The organism is Streptomyces wedmorensis (assembly GCF_000716445.1).
In the GTDB taxonomy this organism is placed as follows: Bacteria; Actinomycetota; Actinomycetes; order Streptomycetales; family Streptomycetaceae; genus Streptomyces; species Streptomyces wedmorensis.
Genome location: NZ_JNWK01000026.1, coordinates 49657 through 66930, shown reverse-complemented (window position 1 = coordinate 66930; position 17274 = coordinate 49657). Strand labels below are relative to the sequence as shown.

11 protein-coding genes are annotated in these 17274 nt (G+C 74.1%); 3 read left to right on the top strand and 8 right to left on the bottom strand.

Annotated elements, in window-relative coordinates:
* Positions 1 to 93: 93 nt before the first annotated feature.
* The 7 genes from OO54_RS21280 to ligD form a co-directional block, all read right to left on the bottom strand.
* Complete coding sequence (locus OO54_RS21280) at positions 94 to 1569, bottom strand: penicillin-binding transpeptidase domain-containing protein (protein WP_033205218.1); 1476 nt, start codon at positions 1567 to 1569, stop codon at positions 94 to 96.
* On the bottom strand, positions 1566 to 2945 hold the full coding sequence (locus OO54_RS21275; protein ID WP_033205217.1) for an FtsW/RodA/SpoVE family cell cycle protein: 1380 nt from the start codon (positions 2943 to 2945) through the stop codon (positions 1566 to 1568). Before OO54_RS21275 ends, OO54_RS21280 begins: the two co-directional genes overlap by 4 nt.
* 66 nt (positions 2946 to 3011) lie before the next feature.
* Positions 3012 to 4286: a sensor histidine kinase gene (locus OO54_RS21270; RefSeq protein ID WP_033205216.1), complete on the bottom strand. Its 1275-nt coding sequence runs from the start codon at positions 4284 to 4286 to the stop codon at positions 3012 to 3014.
* A complete protein-coding gene (locus tag OO54_RS21265; protein WP_033205213.1) occupies positions 4283 to 5077 on the bottom strand; it encodes an NADH-quinone oxidoreductase subunit E in 795 nt (264 codons plus the stop codon). Before OO54_RS21265 ends, OO54_RS21270 begins: the two co-directional genes overlap by 4 nt.
* Before the next feature lie 164 nt (positions 5078 to 5241).
* Positions 5242 to 7422, bottom strand: a complete 2181-nt coding sequence (locus tag OO54_RS21260; RefSeq protein ID WP_033205212.1) for a hypothetical protein — start codon at positions 7420 to 7422, stop codon at positions 5242 to 5244.
* A 158-nt stretch (positions 7423 to 7580) separates the two neighbouring features.
* Positions 7581 to 8513 carry an ATP-dependent DNA ligase gene (locus OO54_RS21255; protein ID WP_234439366.1) on the bottom strand — a complete coding sequence of 311 codons (933 nt, stop codon included), beginning with the start codon at positions 8511 to 8513 and terminating at the stop codon, positions 7581 to 7583.
* On the bottom strand, positions 8510 to 9403 hold the full coding sequence (ligD, locus tag OO54_RS21250; RefSeq protein WP_033205211.1) for a non-homologous end-joining DNA ligase: 894 nt from the start codon (positions 9401 to 9403) through the stop codon (positions 8510 to 8512). The genes OO54_RS21255 and ligD overlap by 4 nt, the downstream gene beginning before the upstream one ends.
* A gap of 50 nt (positions 9404 to 9453) precedes the next feature.
* On the opposite strand from ligD, the gene ku reads away from it, so the two are divergent.
* A complete protein-coding gene (ku, locus tag OO54_RS21245; protein ID WP_033205209.1) occupies positions 9454 to 10563 on the top strand; it encodes a non-homologous end joining protein Ku in 1110 nt (369 codons plus the stop codon).
* Between the two features lie 312 nt (positions 10564 to 10875).
* On the top strand, positions 10876 to 12486 hold the full coding sequence (locus OO54_RS21240) for a M4 family metallopeptidase (protein ID WP_033205207.1): 1611 nt from the start codon (positions 10876 to 10878) through the stop codon (positions 12484 to 12486).
* Between the two features lie 90 nt (positions 12487 to 12576).
* Here the strand turns inward: OO54_RS21240 and OO54_RS21235 are convergent, their stop codons facing one another.
* Positions 12577 to 13821, bottom strand: a complete 1245-nt coding sequence (locus tag OO54_RS21235) for an ATP-binding protein (RefSeq protein WP_033205204.1) — start codon at positions 13819 to 13821, stop codon at positions 12577 to 12579.
* A gap of 374 nt (positions 13822 to 14195) precedes the next feature.
* On the opposite strand from OO54_RS21235, the gene OO54_RS21230 reads away from it, so the two are divergent.
* On the top strand, positions 14196 to 17231 hold the full coding sequence (locus OO54_RS21230; RefSeq protein WP_033205203.1) for a non-ribosomal peptide synthetase: 3036 nt from the start codon (positions 14196 to 14198) through the stop codon (positions 17229 to 17231).
* Positions 17232 to 17274 lie beyond the last annotated feature (43 nt).

The window sequence follows — 17274 nt, the reverse complement described above, 5'->3', positions numbered from 1 at the left end:
GCTGCCTTCGCGCCGGGGAGTGCCCTGCGGCGGCGGCCCCTACCTGCGGGACTCCGCCTCCAGGCGCAGCGCCTCCTCCATCGGCGGCGGCCCCTACCTGCGGGACTCCGCCTCCAGGCGCAGCGCCTCCTCCATCACGGCCTTCGCGATCGGGGCGGCGCTGCCGCCCCCGCTGATGTCCGTGCGGGAGGCCTCCGCGTCCTCGACGACGACGGCGACCGCGACGGCCGGCTGGGCGGAGTCCTCCGCCTGCGCCCAGGCGATGAACCAGGCGTACGGGGTGCCGGTGTTGCCGAAGCCGTGCTGTGCGGTGCCCGTCTTGCCGCCGACGCGGGTCCCCGGGATCGCCGCGTTCGTGCCGGTGCCCTCCTCCACGGCCCTGACCATCAGCCGCTGGAGCTGGACGGCGGTGGAGGGGGTCATCGCCTGGCGGTGGCTGCGGCGGCCGGTCCGGTCGACGGTCGTGCCGCCGGAGGTCGTGGTGCGGTCGACGAGGTAGGGGTGGGCGATCTCCCCGTTGTTCGCGACGGCCGCCGCGACCATCGCCATCTGGAGCGGGGTCGCCGTCGTGTCGAACTGCCCGATCGAGGAGAGCGCCAGCTGGTCCGGGCTCATCTCCCGGTCGAAGTTGGACTTCGCGACCCAGGACGGGATCCGCAGGCCCGTGTCGTTGAAGCCGAACCGCTCCACCGCGTCGACCATCCCCGTCAGGCCGACCTCCACCGCGAGGCCGGCCATCACCGTGTTGCACGACCACTGGATCGCGTACGCGAGGGGGGCGTCCGCGCAGCCCTTCGCCTCGTTCGGCAGCACCTGCCGGGTTCCCGGCAGCACGAACGGGTCCGGGGTGTCCGTCGGCGCCTCCACGTCCCGGACCACCCCGGCGTCCAGGGCCGCCGCCGCCGTCACGATCTTGAAGGTGGAGCCCGGCGGGTACGTCTGCCGCAGGGCCCGGTTGAGCATCGGCTGGTTCGGCGAGGTGTTCAGCCGCTTCCAGGCGTCCTTGACCGCCCGACCCGTCCCGGAGAGGACGCCGGGGTCGTACGAGGGCGAGCTGACGAGCGCCAGGACGCGGCCGCTGGACGGCTCGACGGCCACGACGGCCCCGCGCTTGCCGTCGAGTCCGCGGAAGGCGGCCTCCTGCATCGAGGCGCGGATCGTGGTCACCACGTCGCCGCCCGGCTGGTGGCCGCGGGTGAGGTCGTTCCAGAGGGGCAGCGGCGCCAGCATCGGGTCGGTCCCCGAGAGGACCTCGTCCTCGGCGTTCTCGATGAGCGTGGTGCCGTACGTCTGGGAGGCGAAGCCGGTCAGGGGGGCGTACAACGGCCCCTGCCGGTAGGTGCGTTCCCAGCGCAGCTGCTGCCCGCTGTCCCGGGATCCGGTGACCGGCTTCCCGTCGACGACGATCTCGCCGCGCGGCTCGGCGTACCGCTCGATCGCGATCCGCCGGTTCGCCGGGTCGTCGTCGAGCGACTCGGCTTCGAGGACCATCACCCGGGCGGCGTTGACGAGCAGGGCGACGAGGAGGACGAGGCAGAGGGCGGCCGCCCGGCGGATGTAGCGGATCACCGGGCCTCCTCGGTCACGCGCGCGAGCGTCCCGGTGTCGGCGTCGTCCGGCCGCGGGGCCCGGGCGGAGTCGCTGACCCGGATGAGGAGGGCGACGATCACCCAGTTGGTGACGACCGACGACCCGCCCTGGGCGAGGAACGGCATCGGCATGCCGGTCAGCGGGATGAGGCCCATCACCCCGCCGGCGATGACGAACACCTGGAGGGCCACGATCGAGGCGAGTCCGATGGCGAGCAGCCGCCCGAAGGGGTCGCGCAGCGAGAGGCCGGCGCGGTAGCCGCGGGCGACGAGCAGCGCGTAGAGCAGGAAGAGCGCGGTGAGGCCGACGAGTCCCAGCTCCTCGCCGGCCGTCGCCAGGATGAAGTCGGACTTGACGGCGAAGCCGATGAGGACGGAGTGGCCGAGCCCGAGGCCGGTGCCGAGCATTCCCCCCGCGGCGAAGGCGAACAGCGACTGGGCCAGCTGTCCGGGTCCCTCGCCCGCCCGGATCGAGGCGAACGGGTCGAGCCAGTCCTGCACCCTGCTGTGCACGTGCGGTTCGAGCGACCCGACGAGGAACGCGCCGGCCGAGGCGAGCACGAGGCCGACCGCGATCCATCCGGTCCGCCCGGTCGCCACGTACAGCATGATCACGAAGAGTCCGAAGAAGAGCAGTGAGGTGCCGAGGTCGCGTTCCAGGACGAGCACGCCGACGCTCAGGAGCCAGATCGCCACGATGGGCCCGAGCACCCGGCCGGTGGGGAACTGGAACTTCCAGATCCGTCGGCCGGTGTACGCCAGGGCGTTGCGGTTGGCGGCGAGGTACGCGGCGAAGAAGACCGCGAGCAGGATCTTGGCGAACTCGCCCGGCTGGAACGAGAGCCCGCCGAGCCTGATCCAGATCTTCGCCCCGTTCACCGCCGGGAAGAAGATCGGCAGGATCATCAGGCCGAGCGCGGCGGCCACCGACACGTACGCGTACCCCTGGAGCGTGCGGTGGTCGCGCAGCAGCAGGACGACCACGATGAAGAGCGCCACCCCGAGCGTCGACCAGACGAGCTGCGTCGCCGCCGCCTGGTCGTGCGGCGTCTCCAGGTCGAGGCGGTAGATCAGCACCAGGCCCAGGCCGTTGAGCAGGACCGCGATCGGGAGCAGCAGCGGATCGGCGTACGGGGCGCGGAACCGGACCGCGAGGTGGGCCGTGAGCGCGAGCAGCCCGAGCCCGGCGCCGTAGCGGGCGGCGTCCGGTGGCACGGCGCCACTCCGGGCGAGGCCGACGGCGGCGTAGCCGGAGACGGAGATGAGGACGGCGCAGACGAGGAGGGAGAGTTCCACGCCGCGGCGCTTCGGGATGCGCACCCCGGGTGGGGGAGCGTCCGTGCGCGGTGTGGTCATGGTCGGCAACGTAGCAAGCGGTATGCCCTATGTCCCTTTTGTGTGACGGTGTGCCGTGGCGCGCCGTCAGTCCTCCGGATCGGTGTCCGTCAGGCGTACGTACTCGGGGAGCCGCAGCCGGGCCTCGGCGCCCTCGCCCTCCGCGGGCCGGACGAACACCAGCTCGGCGCCGATCACCCGCGCCTGCCCCACGGCGATCGTCAGCCCGAGCCCGTGTCCCTTGCCGCCGCTCTCGGTGCGGAACCGCTGCGGACCCGACTCCAGGAGGTACGCGGGATAGCCGGGGCCGTGGTCCCGCACGGATGCCACGGGCCCGTCCACCGTCACCACCACCGGCGGCGCCCCGTGCTTGTGCGCGTTGGCGACCAGATTGCCGAGGACCCGTTCAAGGCGCCGCCGGTCCGTCTCCACCGTGGCGTCCCGGACGACCCGGACCTCGGTCTCCGTGCCCGAGGCGCGCACCACCCGCTCGGCCAGCGGCCCCAGCTCGTGCACCGCCAGGTCCACGGTCTCGTTGCGGGCGTCGAGCCGCGAGATCTCCAGGAGGTCCTCGGTGAGACCGCGCATCGCCCGCACCCGGTCCCGTACGAGCTCCGACGGCCGTCCCTCGGGCAGCAGCTCGGCCGCCGCCGAAAGGCCGGTCAGCGGGGTGCGCAGCTCGTGCGCCACGTCGGCGGTGAACCGCTGCTCGCTCTGCAGCTTGCGCTGGAGCGACGAGGCCATCGTGTCGAGCGCCCCGGAGACGGTGGCCACCTCGTCCTGCGGGCGCGAGGGGTCCTTCGTACGGGGGTCGTCGACGCGCGCGTCCAGGTCGCCGGCGCTGATCCGGCGGGCCACCTGCGCGGTGAGGTGCAGCCGCCGGGTGACGCGGGTGACGGCGAAGGCGCCCACGAGCAGGGTCGCGCCGATCGCGAGCACGGAGGAGCCGAGGATCGACCGGTCGAGCGCGTCGATCGTCTCGGCGCTCTGCGTGTAGTCGACCCGGACGGCGAGGGCCCGGCCGTCCGCGGGACCCGCCGCCCACATCGTCGGCCGGCCCCGGTCGTCGGCGACCATCGTGCCGCGCTCGCCGCGGGCCGTGAGCGCCCGCAGCGGCGCCGGGAGCCCGGGCGGGTCGATCCCGGCGAACCGGGGCAGCGGTTCGCCCGCCTCGTAGAGCCGGCCGACCTCGGTGAGCCGGGTCAGCGCCTTCTCCCGGGAGTCGTTCACGGTCTGGGAGGTCACCGACACGTGGACGAGCACGCCGAGCAGCGCGGCCAGCGCGCAGCACATCACGGCGATGAAGACCGCGGCCTTCCAGGTGAGGGTCGCGGTCCAGGCCGGCCGCCTGGGCGGCCTCACCGGGCGGGCTCGACGGGGACGGGGTCCGCGGGCTCCCCCGACGCGGTCGGGCTGTCCGGGGCCGGGGTGGCGCTGGGGCTGACCAGGCGGGGCACGGGCACGGCGGAGGGCCCGGTGCGGGACGGCCGCACCCGGACGATCTCGTCCCGGGTCGGCAGCATGCTGTGCTGCTGCTCGTCCCAGGACCAGGCGGTGCGGTACTCGTACCCGGGGATGCCGGCCGAACTGACCCGCATGATCAGGTCACGGCCGGCCAGTTCCACGCTGATGACCTGGTCGACGGTGGACATGATCCTGGTGAGCCCGCCGTTCTCGGCGAGGTAGACCCGCACTCCGACCTGCTGTTCCGGCATCCGGATGCCCACGATCAGCTCGTCCCGGCCGTTGCCGGTGAGGTCGCGGTAGTAGGGCCGCATGACGGGACAGGCGTCGGGGGCGGTGGGGCAGGCCTCGATGGCCCGGGCGGTCTCCTCGTAGAGCCCGTCGGCGCCCGAGTACGTGTCGGGGTGGGCGCGCACCTCGGCGCGGACGACCGCCACCGCGTCGACGGAGTGGACGTCGTTGTCGGTGACCTCGATGCCCGGGACGCGCTGGGTGTCGGACTCGCCGTAGTCCACCGGCGGATTCGTCGCCGGCGCGAGGTCGGGCCACAGCCGCACCGGGCCGACGGCCGCGGGCGTCGGCCCGGCGCTCTGCAGACCGCCCTGCCCGCCGCCGCACCCGCCGAGCGCCGGCGTGAGGACGAGGGCGCACAGGACGCCGACGGCGCTGTGCGGTCCGCGCGCGCTCACGGTGCTCCTCGGTCGTCGGGGTCGGTGCTGCTCTCCTCCCGTAGACCTTATTCGGAGGGAAGTCCCTTTTGTCTATTCGTCGGGTTGTCGGGACGAGGCACGCGGCACCCGGAGGGTGTCCTGCCGATCGGGCCGGGCTCGCCGCGTGATCGACAAGACGCCCTTCAGGAGAGACCCCGCTCCATTCGGGCCAGGGCCGCCCGGCACAGGGTGAGGAGCTTCTCGTCGAGGTGGATGTCATGGCTGCCGGAGGCGCCCTCGCGGGCGTTGTGGCGGCGCCTGCGCGTGAGCTCGGTGAGGATCACGAGCTGGGCCCCGGCGGCCGCCGGGCCCATCTCCGCCAGGCACTCGACGATGTCCACGCGCGCGTGCCGGTTCTCCTCCCAGGCCGCGAGCAGCACCGGCAGCGTCGCACCGGTCTCGCCGGACACCCGCCACAGGGCCGTCGCGGTCCTGACCCGCACCCACAGGTCCCGGGAGGCCAGACCGGGCCGGAGCGCGGGGGCCGTCGAGGCCGCCGCCGGGCCGATCGCGGCCAGGGCCAGGGCGGCGGAGCACCAGTCCGCGCCCGACGTGCCGGGCCGCAGCCACCGCTCCAGGGCCGCCAGCGCCTCCCCGGTGTCACCCTCGGCCGCCCACAGCGCGCGTGCCGCCGCCGTGGCAACCGCGGCCGACTCGGCGGCCAGGAGTCTTCGCAGCTCCGGTACGGCCTCCCGGGCGGCCGGGCCGAACGAGGCCAGGGTCCGCAGGGCCGCCTCCCGCACCCAGTCGCGCCGGTTCTCCGGGGCGCCCCGCAGCACCCGCAGCACCTCGGGCACGGCCTGGCCGCCCCGTACCGCCGCCAGCGCGTACAGCAGCGGCGCCGCCCGGTCGTACAGCCGCTCGTCCAGCTCGACCTCCGCCAGTCGGCGCCGCAGCAGCGGGGCGAGCATCGCCGCGGAGGGCCCGAGGCCGTCCATGGCGTAGAGCAGCTCCCGCCGCACCTCGCCCTCCTCCAGGGCGCGGGCCAGGAGCGGGACCGCGCGGGTGTCCCCGGCGCGGGCCAGCGCGAGCAGCGCCCCGTCCCGCCCGGACCGGCCGACGAAGGCGTACCCGCTGCCGGTGCCGGCCGGGCCGTCGAGGGGGCCGGCGGCGAACGGCGCGCGGTCGGCCGGGGCGGAGCCGGCGAACGGGGCCGGGCCGGCCGGGCCGGTCGTCAGCCGGGCCACGAGGGCGTCGGCGGCGGGGCCGCCCAGTTCGAAGAGCCGCTCCAGGAACGAGGTGGCGGCCTCCCTGAGCCGGGGCTCGGGGTCGTGGAGCTGTGCGCCGACGAGCCGGACGACCTCCTCGTACCGCCCGCGCCACAGCCTGATCAGCCCGCCGCACAGCCAGATCGCGTCCGAACGCTGCCCCCAGTCGGGGCTCCGCAGCTGCGCGAGGATCAGCGCGATCCGGTCGTCGACGCGGTCGTCGAGCGCGGTGTGCAGGGTCCGCAGCAGCTCCTCGGTCCAGGGGGCGGGCCGCCCGGCCGCGTGCTCCTCCAGGAGTTCCCTGACCTGACCGATCAGCGTCGGCGCGGCGGACCGGTGGCCGTCCGCGCCGGTCCCCGGCCGCTGGGCCGCCGTGCGGATCTCCTCCAGGAGCCGGGTCACCCACGGCACGACGTCGTCGGGGATGTCCGCCGGTGCGCAGCGGGCCCGCTGCGCGAGCGCCGCGAGCCGCAGTCCCGGGTCCTGGGCGGCGCGGGCGAGCCAGTCGAGCCAGTCGACGGTCTCGTCGCGCAGCGCCGCGTGCCGCAGTGCGATCCGCCCGACGGCGGCCACGAGGGCGAGCCGCACCTCGGTGTCCCGCTCGACGGTGAGCCGCTCCCGCAGCAGGGTCAGCGCCCGGGCGGGCTCGGGGTGCAGCGAGGCGAGCGCGCACGGCGCGGCGAGCCGCACCTCGGGGTCCGGGTCGGCGACGAGCCCCAGGAAGACGTCGGCCCCGGCGGCGATGGCGGCGGCGGCCATCGCGTAGTTGGCGGCGGGGATGAACTCCTCGTCGTCCGGGGCGAGTTCGTCCAGTTCGTCGAGCTCGTCGTCGTCGTCGAGCTCGATCCCGCCGATGCTGGTGAGCAACTCGACGATGCAGCCGCGGTCCTGGACCGCGGGATCGGCGACGAGTTCGAGGAGGAAGGGGATGCAGGCGAGCGTCGAGTCGTAGACGTCGCCCTGGTGGTGCACGGCGCCGTACATGCCGTCGAGGGCGGTCTCGCGCTCCGCGGGATCGGCGGAGGCGAGTCCGCGGAGCAGCTCCGGCACATCGTCCGCGGGGCCGTAGGCGTGCCCCAGCGAGGCCCAGTCGACCTCCTCGATCCCCGTCAGCATTGCCAGGCCGCCTTCCCCGTGAGCGCTGTACCAGGCAGCAAGTGTGCACCACAGGGCCGCTCCCGACGCCGAACCGGCGACACCGGCCGCGCGCGGAGCCCCGGTTGCGGCCTCTTTGCGCCATGTACAGTACGGAGCAGGGTAGTTGCTCTCGGTGGCTACCCCTCCGAGCGGACCCGGACGAACGCCGGGGTCCCGTGCCGGCCCGCGACCTGCCGCAGTTCGACGGGGAGCGGCGGATCCACCGGGCGTACGGGTCCGTGCTCCGGATCGTCGGCGAGCGCTCCGGCGCGGCCGCCCGCCCGTGCGCCGACCTCGCGCGCCTGCGCCGGGGTGAGCCGGGGCGAGGTGGTCGCGGTGCTGCCGTCGGGGAGCCGTACGAGCAGGGCCCGGGGCCGGTCCGCCGGGCCGACCAGGCCCACGAGCAGGCCGTCGCTCGTGTCGGCGTGCCGGACCTTGCGCCAGGCCCAGGTGGCGCCGGCCTGGTACGGCGAGTCCAGCCGTTTGGCGACGATCCCCTCGACGCCCGCCTCCCGCAGGTCGCGGAACCACCCGCGCGCCGTCTCCTCGTCCCGGGTGGCCAGCACCCGCCGGAGGGGCGGTCCGACGTCCGCGAGGGCCGCGCCCAGCAGCTCCCACCGGTCGCGGAGCGGCAGGCTCCGCACGTCCCGGCCGGGGACGGCGAGCAGGTCGAAGGCGATGTACGAGACCGGCACCCCGGCCCGTACCCGGTCCGCGTGCGAGCGGAGCAGGTCGGTGAAGCTGAGCCGCCCCTCGCGGTACGCGCACAACTCCCCGTCGCACACGACCCCGGCCGGCAGCCGCTCGCCCAGGTCCGCGGCGATCCCGGGGAAGTCGGGCGCGAGGTCCCGGCGGGACCGGGACTGGAGGACGACCCTGCCGCCGTCGAGCACGAACGCGAGGGCCCGGAAGCCGTCCAGCTTGACGGAGTACTGCAGCTCCCGGGGCGGCTCGCCCTGCCCGGGGATCTCGTCGGCGGACCGGGGCCGCATGACGTCGACGGGCGGCAGGAGCACGACGGCGCCGCCCGTGCCGCCGTCGCTCCGTCCCGCCGCGCGCCCCCCGTTCACGGCACGTCCCCCGCCCGTTCAGGCGCGAAAAGCGGCTCCAGGAGCTCCCCGTGCCGCGCAAGACGTGGCGCGATGTCGTCCATGAGGAGGACGAGCGGCCCGGGGTTCCCTGCGGCGGCGCAGCGCTCCACCTCCTCCCAGGTGACGGGCGCCGAGACGGTGGGGAGCGTCCGCGCCCGCAGGGTGTACGGGGTGGCGGTGGTCTTGGCGGCCGCGTTCTGGCCGTGGTCGACGAAGACCTTCCCGGGGCGCTGGGCCCGGGTCATCCGGTGCACGACCAGCTTCGGCAGGAGGCCCTCCGCCTCGACGGCGAGCCGTCTCGCGTACGCCGACACGTGCGCGGAGGGTGCCGGTGTCACCGGGACGAGCAGGTGGAGGCCCTTGGACCCGGAGGTCTTGGCGAAGGCGTCGAGGCCGTCCGCCGCCAGCCGCTCGCGCAGGTGCAACGCGACCCGGCAGCACTCGACGGCGGTCGCGGGCGCCCCGGGGTCGAGGTCGAACACGAGCCGGTCGGCGACGGCGGGGGAGGCGGCCCGCCACTGCGGCGTGTGGAACTCCACGACCAGGTTCGCCGCCCAGATCAGCGACGGCAGGTCGTCGACCACCACCTGGCGGGCCCGGGGATCCTCGGAACGGGGGACGGGTGTGGTCCTCACCCAGGAGGGCGTGCCCGGCGGCGGATTCTTGGTGAAGAAGAGCTGCCCCTCCGGGCCGTCCGGATAGCGCAGGAAGGACACGGGCCGGTCCCGCAGATGCGGCAGGATCGCGGCCCCCACGGTCGCGTAGTAGTGGAGGACCTCGCCCTTGGTGGTGCCGGTGGCCGGGTGGATCACCTTGTCCAGGTTGCTGAGTGCCAGCCGGCGCCCCTCCACCTCTGTGATGGGCGTCATACGATGAGAATCCCACGTTTCCGGACCCTTCGGCTGGAAAGGCGAGAACCGTGCGATCCATCTGGAACGGCGCCATTTCCTTCGGGCTCGTCAGCATTCCGATCAAGATGGTGAACGCCACCGAGAGCCGGTCCGTCTCGTTCCGCCAGATCCACACCGAGGACGGCGGCCGCGTCCGCTACAAGAAGGTGTGCGAGCTGGACGGCGAGGAGGTCCCGCAGGCGGAGATCGGGAAGGCGTACGAGGACGCCGACGGCGCCATGATCCCGATCAGCGACGAGGACCTGGCCGCGCTGCCGCTCCCCACGGCGAAGACGATCGAGATCGTGACGTTCGTGCCGGCCGGGGAGATCGATCCGCTCCGGATGGACGCCGCGTACTACCTGTCGGCGAACGGCGTGCCCGCGGCGAAGCCGTACACCCTGCTCCGCGAGGCGCTCAAGCGCAGCGACAAGGTGGCGGTCGCGAAGTACGCCCTCCGGGGGCGGGAGCGGCTCGGCATGCTCCGGGTCGTGGACGACGTGATCGCCATGCACGGCCTGCTCTGGCCGGACGAGATCCGGGCCCCGGAGGGCGTGGCCCCCGAGTCCCCGGTCTCCGTCCGGGACGCCGAACTCGACCTGGCGGACGCGCTGATGTCCACCCTCGGCGAGGTCGACATCAGCACCCTCCACGACGACTACCGCACCGCGGTGGAGGAGATGATCGCCGCGAAGGCGGAGGGCGGCGAGGGCGTCGCGCCGCCGGAGCCGGGGGAGGAGCCCGGCGGTGGCCGGGTCATCGACCTCATGGCGGCCCTGGAGAGCAGCGTCCGGGCGGCGCGGGAGGCGCGCGGCGAGACGGCCGGAGCGGGCGACGGCGCCGGTACGGAGGAGGTCGCCGAGGTCACCCCGCTGCTACCCCGCACCCCGCGCTCCGGCGCGACCCGCACCACGCGCGCGCCCAAGGCCACGGACGCCAAGAAGTCCACCTCCCGCACGGCGGCGAAGAAGGCGACGGCCCCCGCGCGCAAGTCGACGTCGGCGGCCGGGACCCCGGCCAAGGAGGCGCAGACGAAGAAGACGACGGCCAAGAAGGCGGCGGCGAAGAGGTCGACCGCCAAGGAGGCCCCGGCGAAGACGCAGGCCAAGAAGGCGACGACGCGCAAGCGTTCGGCCTGAGCGCCGCCGGGCCGCGCGGCCCCCCGCCGCGGCCCGGCCGCCCGGAGTCCTGAAGGCTCCCGAATCCCCTCAAGAGTCTCGAAGCGGCACCAAAGCCCCCCGGAGCGTGTGGCTTCTCCGGGGGGCTTTCCGTTGCCCGAAGGCGGGCACACGGGCGCCGAACTCGCCGCATAGCGAACATAGTTATCTGTCCTTCGGACAACAGCTGGTCAAATCCTTGTTGCAGACCTGTCAAACGAGCGACTTCGCTGGCACGCTCACACCCGCATCACCACCCCCACAACCCCCACGCTTTGCAGCGAAGGAGCCCGCGTGACCCGCCAGCAGTCCTCGCACCGCCGTACCACCGCCCGCGCCGCCGCCCTGCTCGCCTCGGCCGCCATGGTCGTCGTCGGAGTCCAGACCGGATCCGCCAACGCCGACGCCCAGCGCGAGGCCGGAGCCACCGCGCTCGCCTTCTCCGGCAGCCAGCGCGCCGCGGCCGTCCAGGAGGCCCAGGCCGGTGCCGCCGCCACCGGCAAGGCCATCGGCCTGTCCGGCAAGGAGGCGCTCGTCGTCCGCGACGTCGTCAAGGACGCCGACGGCACCGTCCACACGCGCTACGAGCGCACCTACGAGGGCCTGCCGGTCCTCGGCGGCGACCTGGTCGTCCACCAGAAGAAGTCGGGCGCCCGCTCCACCACCAAGGCGACCGAGGCCCGCATATCCGTGGCGACCACGACCGCCGCGGTCCCGTCCGCCACCGCGAAGCAGGCCGCCCTCGCCTCCGGCGCCAACGCCTCGGAGGCCGCCTCCACCGCCCGCAAGGTGATCTGGGCCGCCACCGGCAAGCCCGTCCTCGCCTGGGAGACGATCGTCACCGGCGTCCAGCAGGACGGCACCCCCAGCCGCCGCCAGGTCGTCACCGACGCCACCACCGGCAAGGAGCTCTACGCCTACGAGATGATCGAGACCGGCACCGGCAACACCATGTACGCCGGCCAGGTCACCCTCGGCACCTCGGGCTCGTACACCCTCACCGACGCGCTGCGCGGCGGCCACAAGACGTACGACCTGAACGGCGGCACGTCCGGCACCGGCAGCCTCTTCACCAACTCCACCGACACCTGGGGCAACGGCCTCGCGTCCAACCGCGAGACCGCCGCCGCCGACGCCCACTACGGCGCGGCCCTCACCTGGGACTTCTACAAGAACGAGCTCGGTCGCAACGGCATCCGCGGCGACGGCGTCGCCGCCTACTCCCGCGTCCACTACGGCAACGCCTACGTGAACGCCTTCTGGGACGACAGCTGCTTCTGCATGACCTACGGCGACGGCATCAACAACACCCACCCGCTCACGTCCATCGACGTGGCCGGCCACGAGATGTCCCACGGCCTGACCTCCTCCACCGCCAACCTCCGCTACAGCGGCGAGTCCGGCGGCCTGAACGAGGCCACCTCCGACATCCTCGGCACCTCGGTCGAGTTCTACGCGGGCAACGCCACCGACGCCGGCGACTACCTCATCGGCGAGAAGATCGACATCAACGGCAACGGCACGCCGCTCCGTTACATGGACAAGCCCAGCAAGGACGGCAAGTCCGCCGACTACTGGTCGAAGTCGGTCGGCCGCCTCAACGTCCACTACTCCTCGGGCCCGGCCAACCACTTCTTCTACCTGCTCTCCGAGGGCAGCGGCTCGAAGACGATCAACGGCGTCACCTACGACTCGCCGACCTACGACGGCTCCACCGTCACCGGCATCGGCCGCACCGCCGCGTACAAGATCTGGTACAAGGCGCTGTCCACCTACATGACCTCCACCACCGGCTACTCGGGCGCCCGCACGGCCACCCTGAACGCCGCGCGTGACCTGTACGGCGCCGGCAGCACCCAGTACAACGCGGTCGCCTCCGCCTGGACCGCGATCAACGTCAAGTAACCCCGGCCACACGGCGTGAACGACAGGGGTCGCCCGGCGGTACCGACCGCCGGGCGACCCCTGCCCCGTGCCCGCGGGCGAAAGCCCGGATCAGACGGTGTCGGTGACGACCGCCGCCTTCTCGAACCAGGCGTGCACCTCGGCGAGCACGTCCTCGACCTCCTTGCGCGACCCGCCCGTCGCCAGCGCCGACGCGATCTTGTCCGTGCTGAACTGCGCGCCGGACATGACCGTCCCGGGCTTGGCGTAGCTCTTGTAGACCGCGACGTCCGGGACCGGGCACTCCTCCGGGATCTCGACGAGCGTCCCCGGGCGCGGCGGGAAGAGCGTCACGCCGGCGATCCGCAGCGGGCGCTCCGGGACCTCGGGCGGGTTGTTGCCGCCGAGGGACCGGAAGTACACCTCGTGCGGCTTGACGCCGAAGCCGAGTTCGAGCATGTCCTCGATCATCCCGCCGCCCATCCGGACCGCGATCTCGTTGAAGACGAGACCCGCGTCGCCCTGGCGGTCACGGAAGATCTCCGCGTGGAAGACGCAACTGCCCGGCGTGGGAAGGGCCTCCAGCGCCGCGAGCGTCATCTCCCGCAGCGGCTCGGTGAGCGGGTCCTCGGGATCCATGAGGGAGCTGCGCAGCGAGAGGCCGTTGACTATGTCCAGGCAGGTGGTGTCGCCCTGACTGGACGGCCACACCATCCTGACCTCGCCGTCGACGAGGACTCCGTCGATGTGGAAGAGCTCGTGGTCGAGGTACGTCTCGGCCAGCAGGTGGGCGCCGTCGTCGGTGCCCAGCTCGGGGTTGCGCTCGAAGAGCCCCGTCAGGTCCTCGGGCCCGCGCAGGACCTCCACGTCCATCGACCCGCCACCGCGGCGCGGCTTGACCACGATCGGGTAGTCGTGCTCCGCGACGAAGTCGAGGACGTCCGTCGCGTAGGTGACGGCGGCGAAGGGGAGCAGCGGCACGTCCGCCGCCGCCAGCCGCTCCTTCATGGCGAACTTGTCGCGGAACGCCATGACGTCCTCCGGCGCGTGGCCGGGTATCCCCATGGAGGCGCGCAGCCGCGCGGCGCGCATCAGGTCGAACTCCGCGAAGGCCAGCACGTCGTCGAAGTGCCACTTCTCGTGCAGTTCGAGGGCCAGCCGGTCGACGGCCGGGTCGAAGTGGAAGCTCTCGACGCACTCGACGTGGGCGTATCCGGCCAGTACGGCGGCCCGTTCGGCCGGGTCCTTGGGCACCGCGGCGGCGGCGGTGACGAGGACCACTTCGTGCTCGGGCCCCAGCCACAGGTCGTAGCGGCGCATGGTGAGGGCGGTCCGATTGAGAATGAGGTATCGCATCTTCGCTCCGTGAAGTGGTGGTGCGGCGACGCCGAAACGGCGTGATGCGACTTTCACGTGAAGGGGCTCAGCGAGCGGCCGGCCGCTCCGGTGCAGCGCAGGACGTCGCCATCCGCGTCGACGAGGACAGCGTCCGGGTGATGGGGACCCCATGGAAGAACGGTCATGGCACTGTCCTGTTCGTCCCGCATCAAAGCACGCGCCCGGAGAGACGGTCCAGCGCGTTCGGCGAGATACGAATCCATGGCCAGTGGGCGACCCTGCGTGCTCCAATCCAGGCACCGACCGGTCCGCCCACACGGCGGCCGGCCGGCGAGCAGACGGCCGAGTCGAGGGGGAAGTGTGCTCACACCACGACTCGAGAAGGTCTCCCCGTGACACACCGGAACCTGTGGCAGGCGTTCGTCGAGACCGCCGCGGCCCACCCCGACCAGGAGGCGTTCGCCGGCCCCGACGGGGCGGTCGACTACCGCCGGACGGCCGCCGCCGCGGCCGCCCTCGCGGACCGGCTGGCCGCGCGGAACGTCGGCGCGGGCGACCTCGTCGCCGTCGAGATGCCCGTGGGGCCGCTGTTCGTCGTCGGCGTGCTCGCCGCGACCGCCGTGGGCGCCGCGTACATCCCGCTCGACGTGACCGGGCCCGCGAAGCGGCGCGAGCAGATCCTGACGGACGCCCGGCTCTCGGTCGTCCTCCGCGCCGGCGACGACGACGTGCGCGCCGTCGCACCCCTCCTGACGACCCCGCCCCCGGTGGGCTCGCCCGGCCCCGAGCGGCACGCCCCCGCCACGGACGGCGACGACCCGGCCTACGTCATCTACACCTCCGGATCCACCGGCAGGCCCAAGGGCGTCGTGGTCCCGGCCCGCGGTGTCCACACCCTGCTCGCCGCGTTCCAGCGCCGGGCGCCGCTCGGCCCCGGGGCACGGCACAGCTGGTGGACGTCGCCCGGCTTCGACGTGTCCGTGTACGAGATGTGGAGCGCGCTCACCAGTGGCGGGACCGTCGTGCCGGTCCCCGACGCGTACCGCCGCGACATCGACGCCACGCTCGACCACCTGGCCGACCGGCGCGTCGACTCCGCCTACCTGCCGCCCCAGTTCCTCACCGCGCTGCGCGACCGGACCGCCGGCGACCGGACGGACGCCGCCCGGCCCGTCCCGCGCCTCCGGCGGCTGCTGACCGGCGTCGAGCCCATTCCGCTGGGCCTCCTGGTGGAACTGCGGGAGAACACCCCGGGGTTGGTCGTGATCAACGGCTACGGGCCCACCGAGACCACGGTCTGCGCCACCCTGTACACCGTCCCCGACCACTGCGCCGAGCCGCAGCAGCGCACCCCGATCGGCGCGGTCGTCGAGGGCAACCGCGGCTTCGTCCTCGACGACCGGCTCGCGCCGGTGGAGCAGGGCCGCCCCGGCGAGCTGTGCGTCGCGGGACCGGGCGTCGCCCTCGGCTACCTCCACGACCCCGACCGCACCGCGGAACGCTTCGTGCCGGCCGCCGACGGCGACGGCCTCATGTACCGGACGGGCGACATCGTCGTCGCCGACGCCACGGGCGAACTGACCTTCCTCGGCCGGATCGACGACCAGCTCAAGATCGACGGCGTCAGGATCGAACCGGCCGAGACGGAGGCCGCGCTCCGGCGGTGCGCCGAGATCGCGGACGTCGCCGTCCTCGCCCGGCCGGCGAGCCCCGGCGGCCCGTCCGTCCTCACCGCCTTCGTGGTGCTCGCCGACGCTGCCGCCCCGGCCGGCGCCGACCTGTGGACCGGCCTCAAGGCGCGGCTCGCCGACGAACTCCCCCCGCAGGCCGTGCCCCGGCGCTTCTTCGCGCTGGAACGGATCCCGATGACCAGCGACGGCAAACTCGACCGCCCGGCCCTCCCCACCTCGGACGAGCCGCGGGCCCGGACCGCGCTGAACGGGTACGAGCGCGCCGTCGAGGACGCCTGCCGCACCGTGCTCACCCACGCCCCCGCGTCGGCGCTCGACCTCGGATTCGCCGAGGCGGGCGGCGACTCCCTGCAGGCCACGCGCCTCTCGGCGCTGCTGCGGGACGCGACCGGCCGGGCCGTCACCGCCGGCGACGTGCTCGCCGCACCGACCCTGGCGGCCCTCGCGGCACGCCTCCCCGCACTGCCCGCCGCGGACACGTCCGGTGACGAGGGCGCCGCCGGGAAGGCGTCCCCGCTGACACCGGGCCAGGCGGGCATCTGGGCGGCGGAACTCACCGGCGCCGCGCCCCCCGGAACCTTCCACGAGTCCGTGGCCGTCGAGTTCACCGGCCCGCTGTGCCCCGAGCGCACGGCCAAGGAACTGGCCGCGGTCCTCGACCGCCACGTCGTCTTCCGGGGCCGCGTGGACGAGGACGACGCCCGGTTCGTGACCGACGGCGCGCCGGTGTCCGTCACCGTGCGGTCCGTCGCGTCCGGGGAGGACGTGGACGACGCCTGGGAACGGCTGCTCGCCGAGTTCCAGCGGCCGCCGTTCGACCTCGGCCGGGGCCCCCTCGTGCGGGCCGCGGTCCTCTCCGCGGCGGACACGGTCCGGGTGCTGCTCGTCTGGCACCACCTCGTCGTCGACGCGTGGAGCGCCCGGATCGTCCTGGAGGAGCTCGCCGCCGCGCTGAGCGGCGACGCGCCCGCCCTCCCGGAGGACCACGGCCACGCCGGGTACGCGCGCCGCCAGCGCCGCCACCTCGACTCCCCGGAGGGCCGGGACGCCGTGCGCGCGGCCGCCGACCGGGCACGCGCCTGGCTGCCCGAGCGGGCGGAGCCCGGCCCGGTGCAGGACTCCTGCCGGGTCGACGGCTTCACCGTCGGGGCACGGGCGTGGTCCCGGGTGCGCGACCGCGCGCGCCGCGACGGCACGACGGCGTTCGCCGTCGTGCTGGCCGCCACCCTCGACCCGCTGTGCGAACTGGCCGGAACGGACGGCAGGTTCGCGCTCGCCGTCGCCGACCGGGACGGAGTCGACGCGGTCGACACCGCCGGGTACCTCCTCACGACCGTCCCCTTCGGCCCGCCCCCCGGCTACGCCCGCGAGGCCGGTCCGGCCCTGGCCCTGCGCCGGGCGCGGGACGCCGTGGCGGAGGCGCGCACCTGGTCGCGCGTGCCCTTCCCCACGCTGATGGCCGCACTCGGCGTGCGCGAGGCGGGATCCCTCGCACCGCTGGTCATCGCCTGGGACCGCGACCCGGCCCCCGCGCTGTCCGTCCCCGGATGCACGGCACGGTCGTTGCCGGTGACCCCGCTGGGCGTGCGCTGGCCCTGGACCGTCCTGCTGACCGACCACGGGGAATCGGGACTGACCGGGCGGATCGAGTATCCGCCGTGGGTCTCCCGGGACCGGGTCCTCGCGCTCTGCGCGCGGTGGGAATCGCTGCTGGACGCGTTCACCGAGAACGCCTGACCTCCGTTCGGAACGGGCCCCACGGGGGCGCGGATTCCGGACG

Bases quoted from the DNA above. Each gene is read 5' to 3' on its own strand.
- OO54_RS21275 (WP_033205217.1), bottom strand. From the start codon at position 2,945: ATGACCACACCGCGCACGGACGCTCCCCCACCCGGGGTGCGCATCCCG.
- OO54_RS21260 (WP_033205212.1), bottom strand. From the start codon at position 7,422: ATGCTGACGGGGATCGAGGAGGTCGACTGGGCCTCGCTGGGGCACGCC.
- ligD (WP_033205211.1), bottom strand. From the start codon at position 9,403: ATGACGCCCATCACAGAGGTGGAGGGGCGCCGGCTGGCACTCAGCAAC.
- OO54_RS21235 (WP_033205204.1), bottom strand. From the start codon at position 13,821: ATGCGATACCTCATTCTCAATCGGACCGCCCTCACCATGCGCCGCTAC.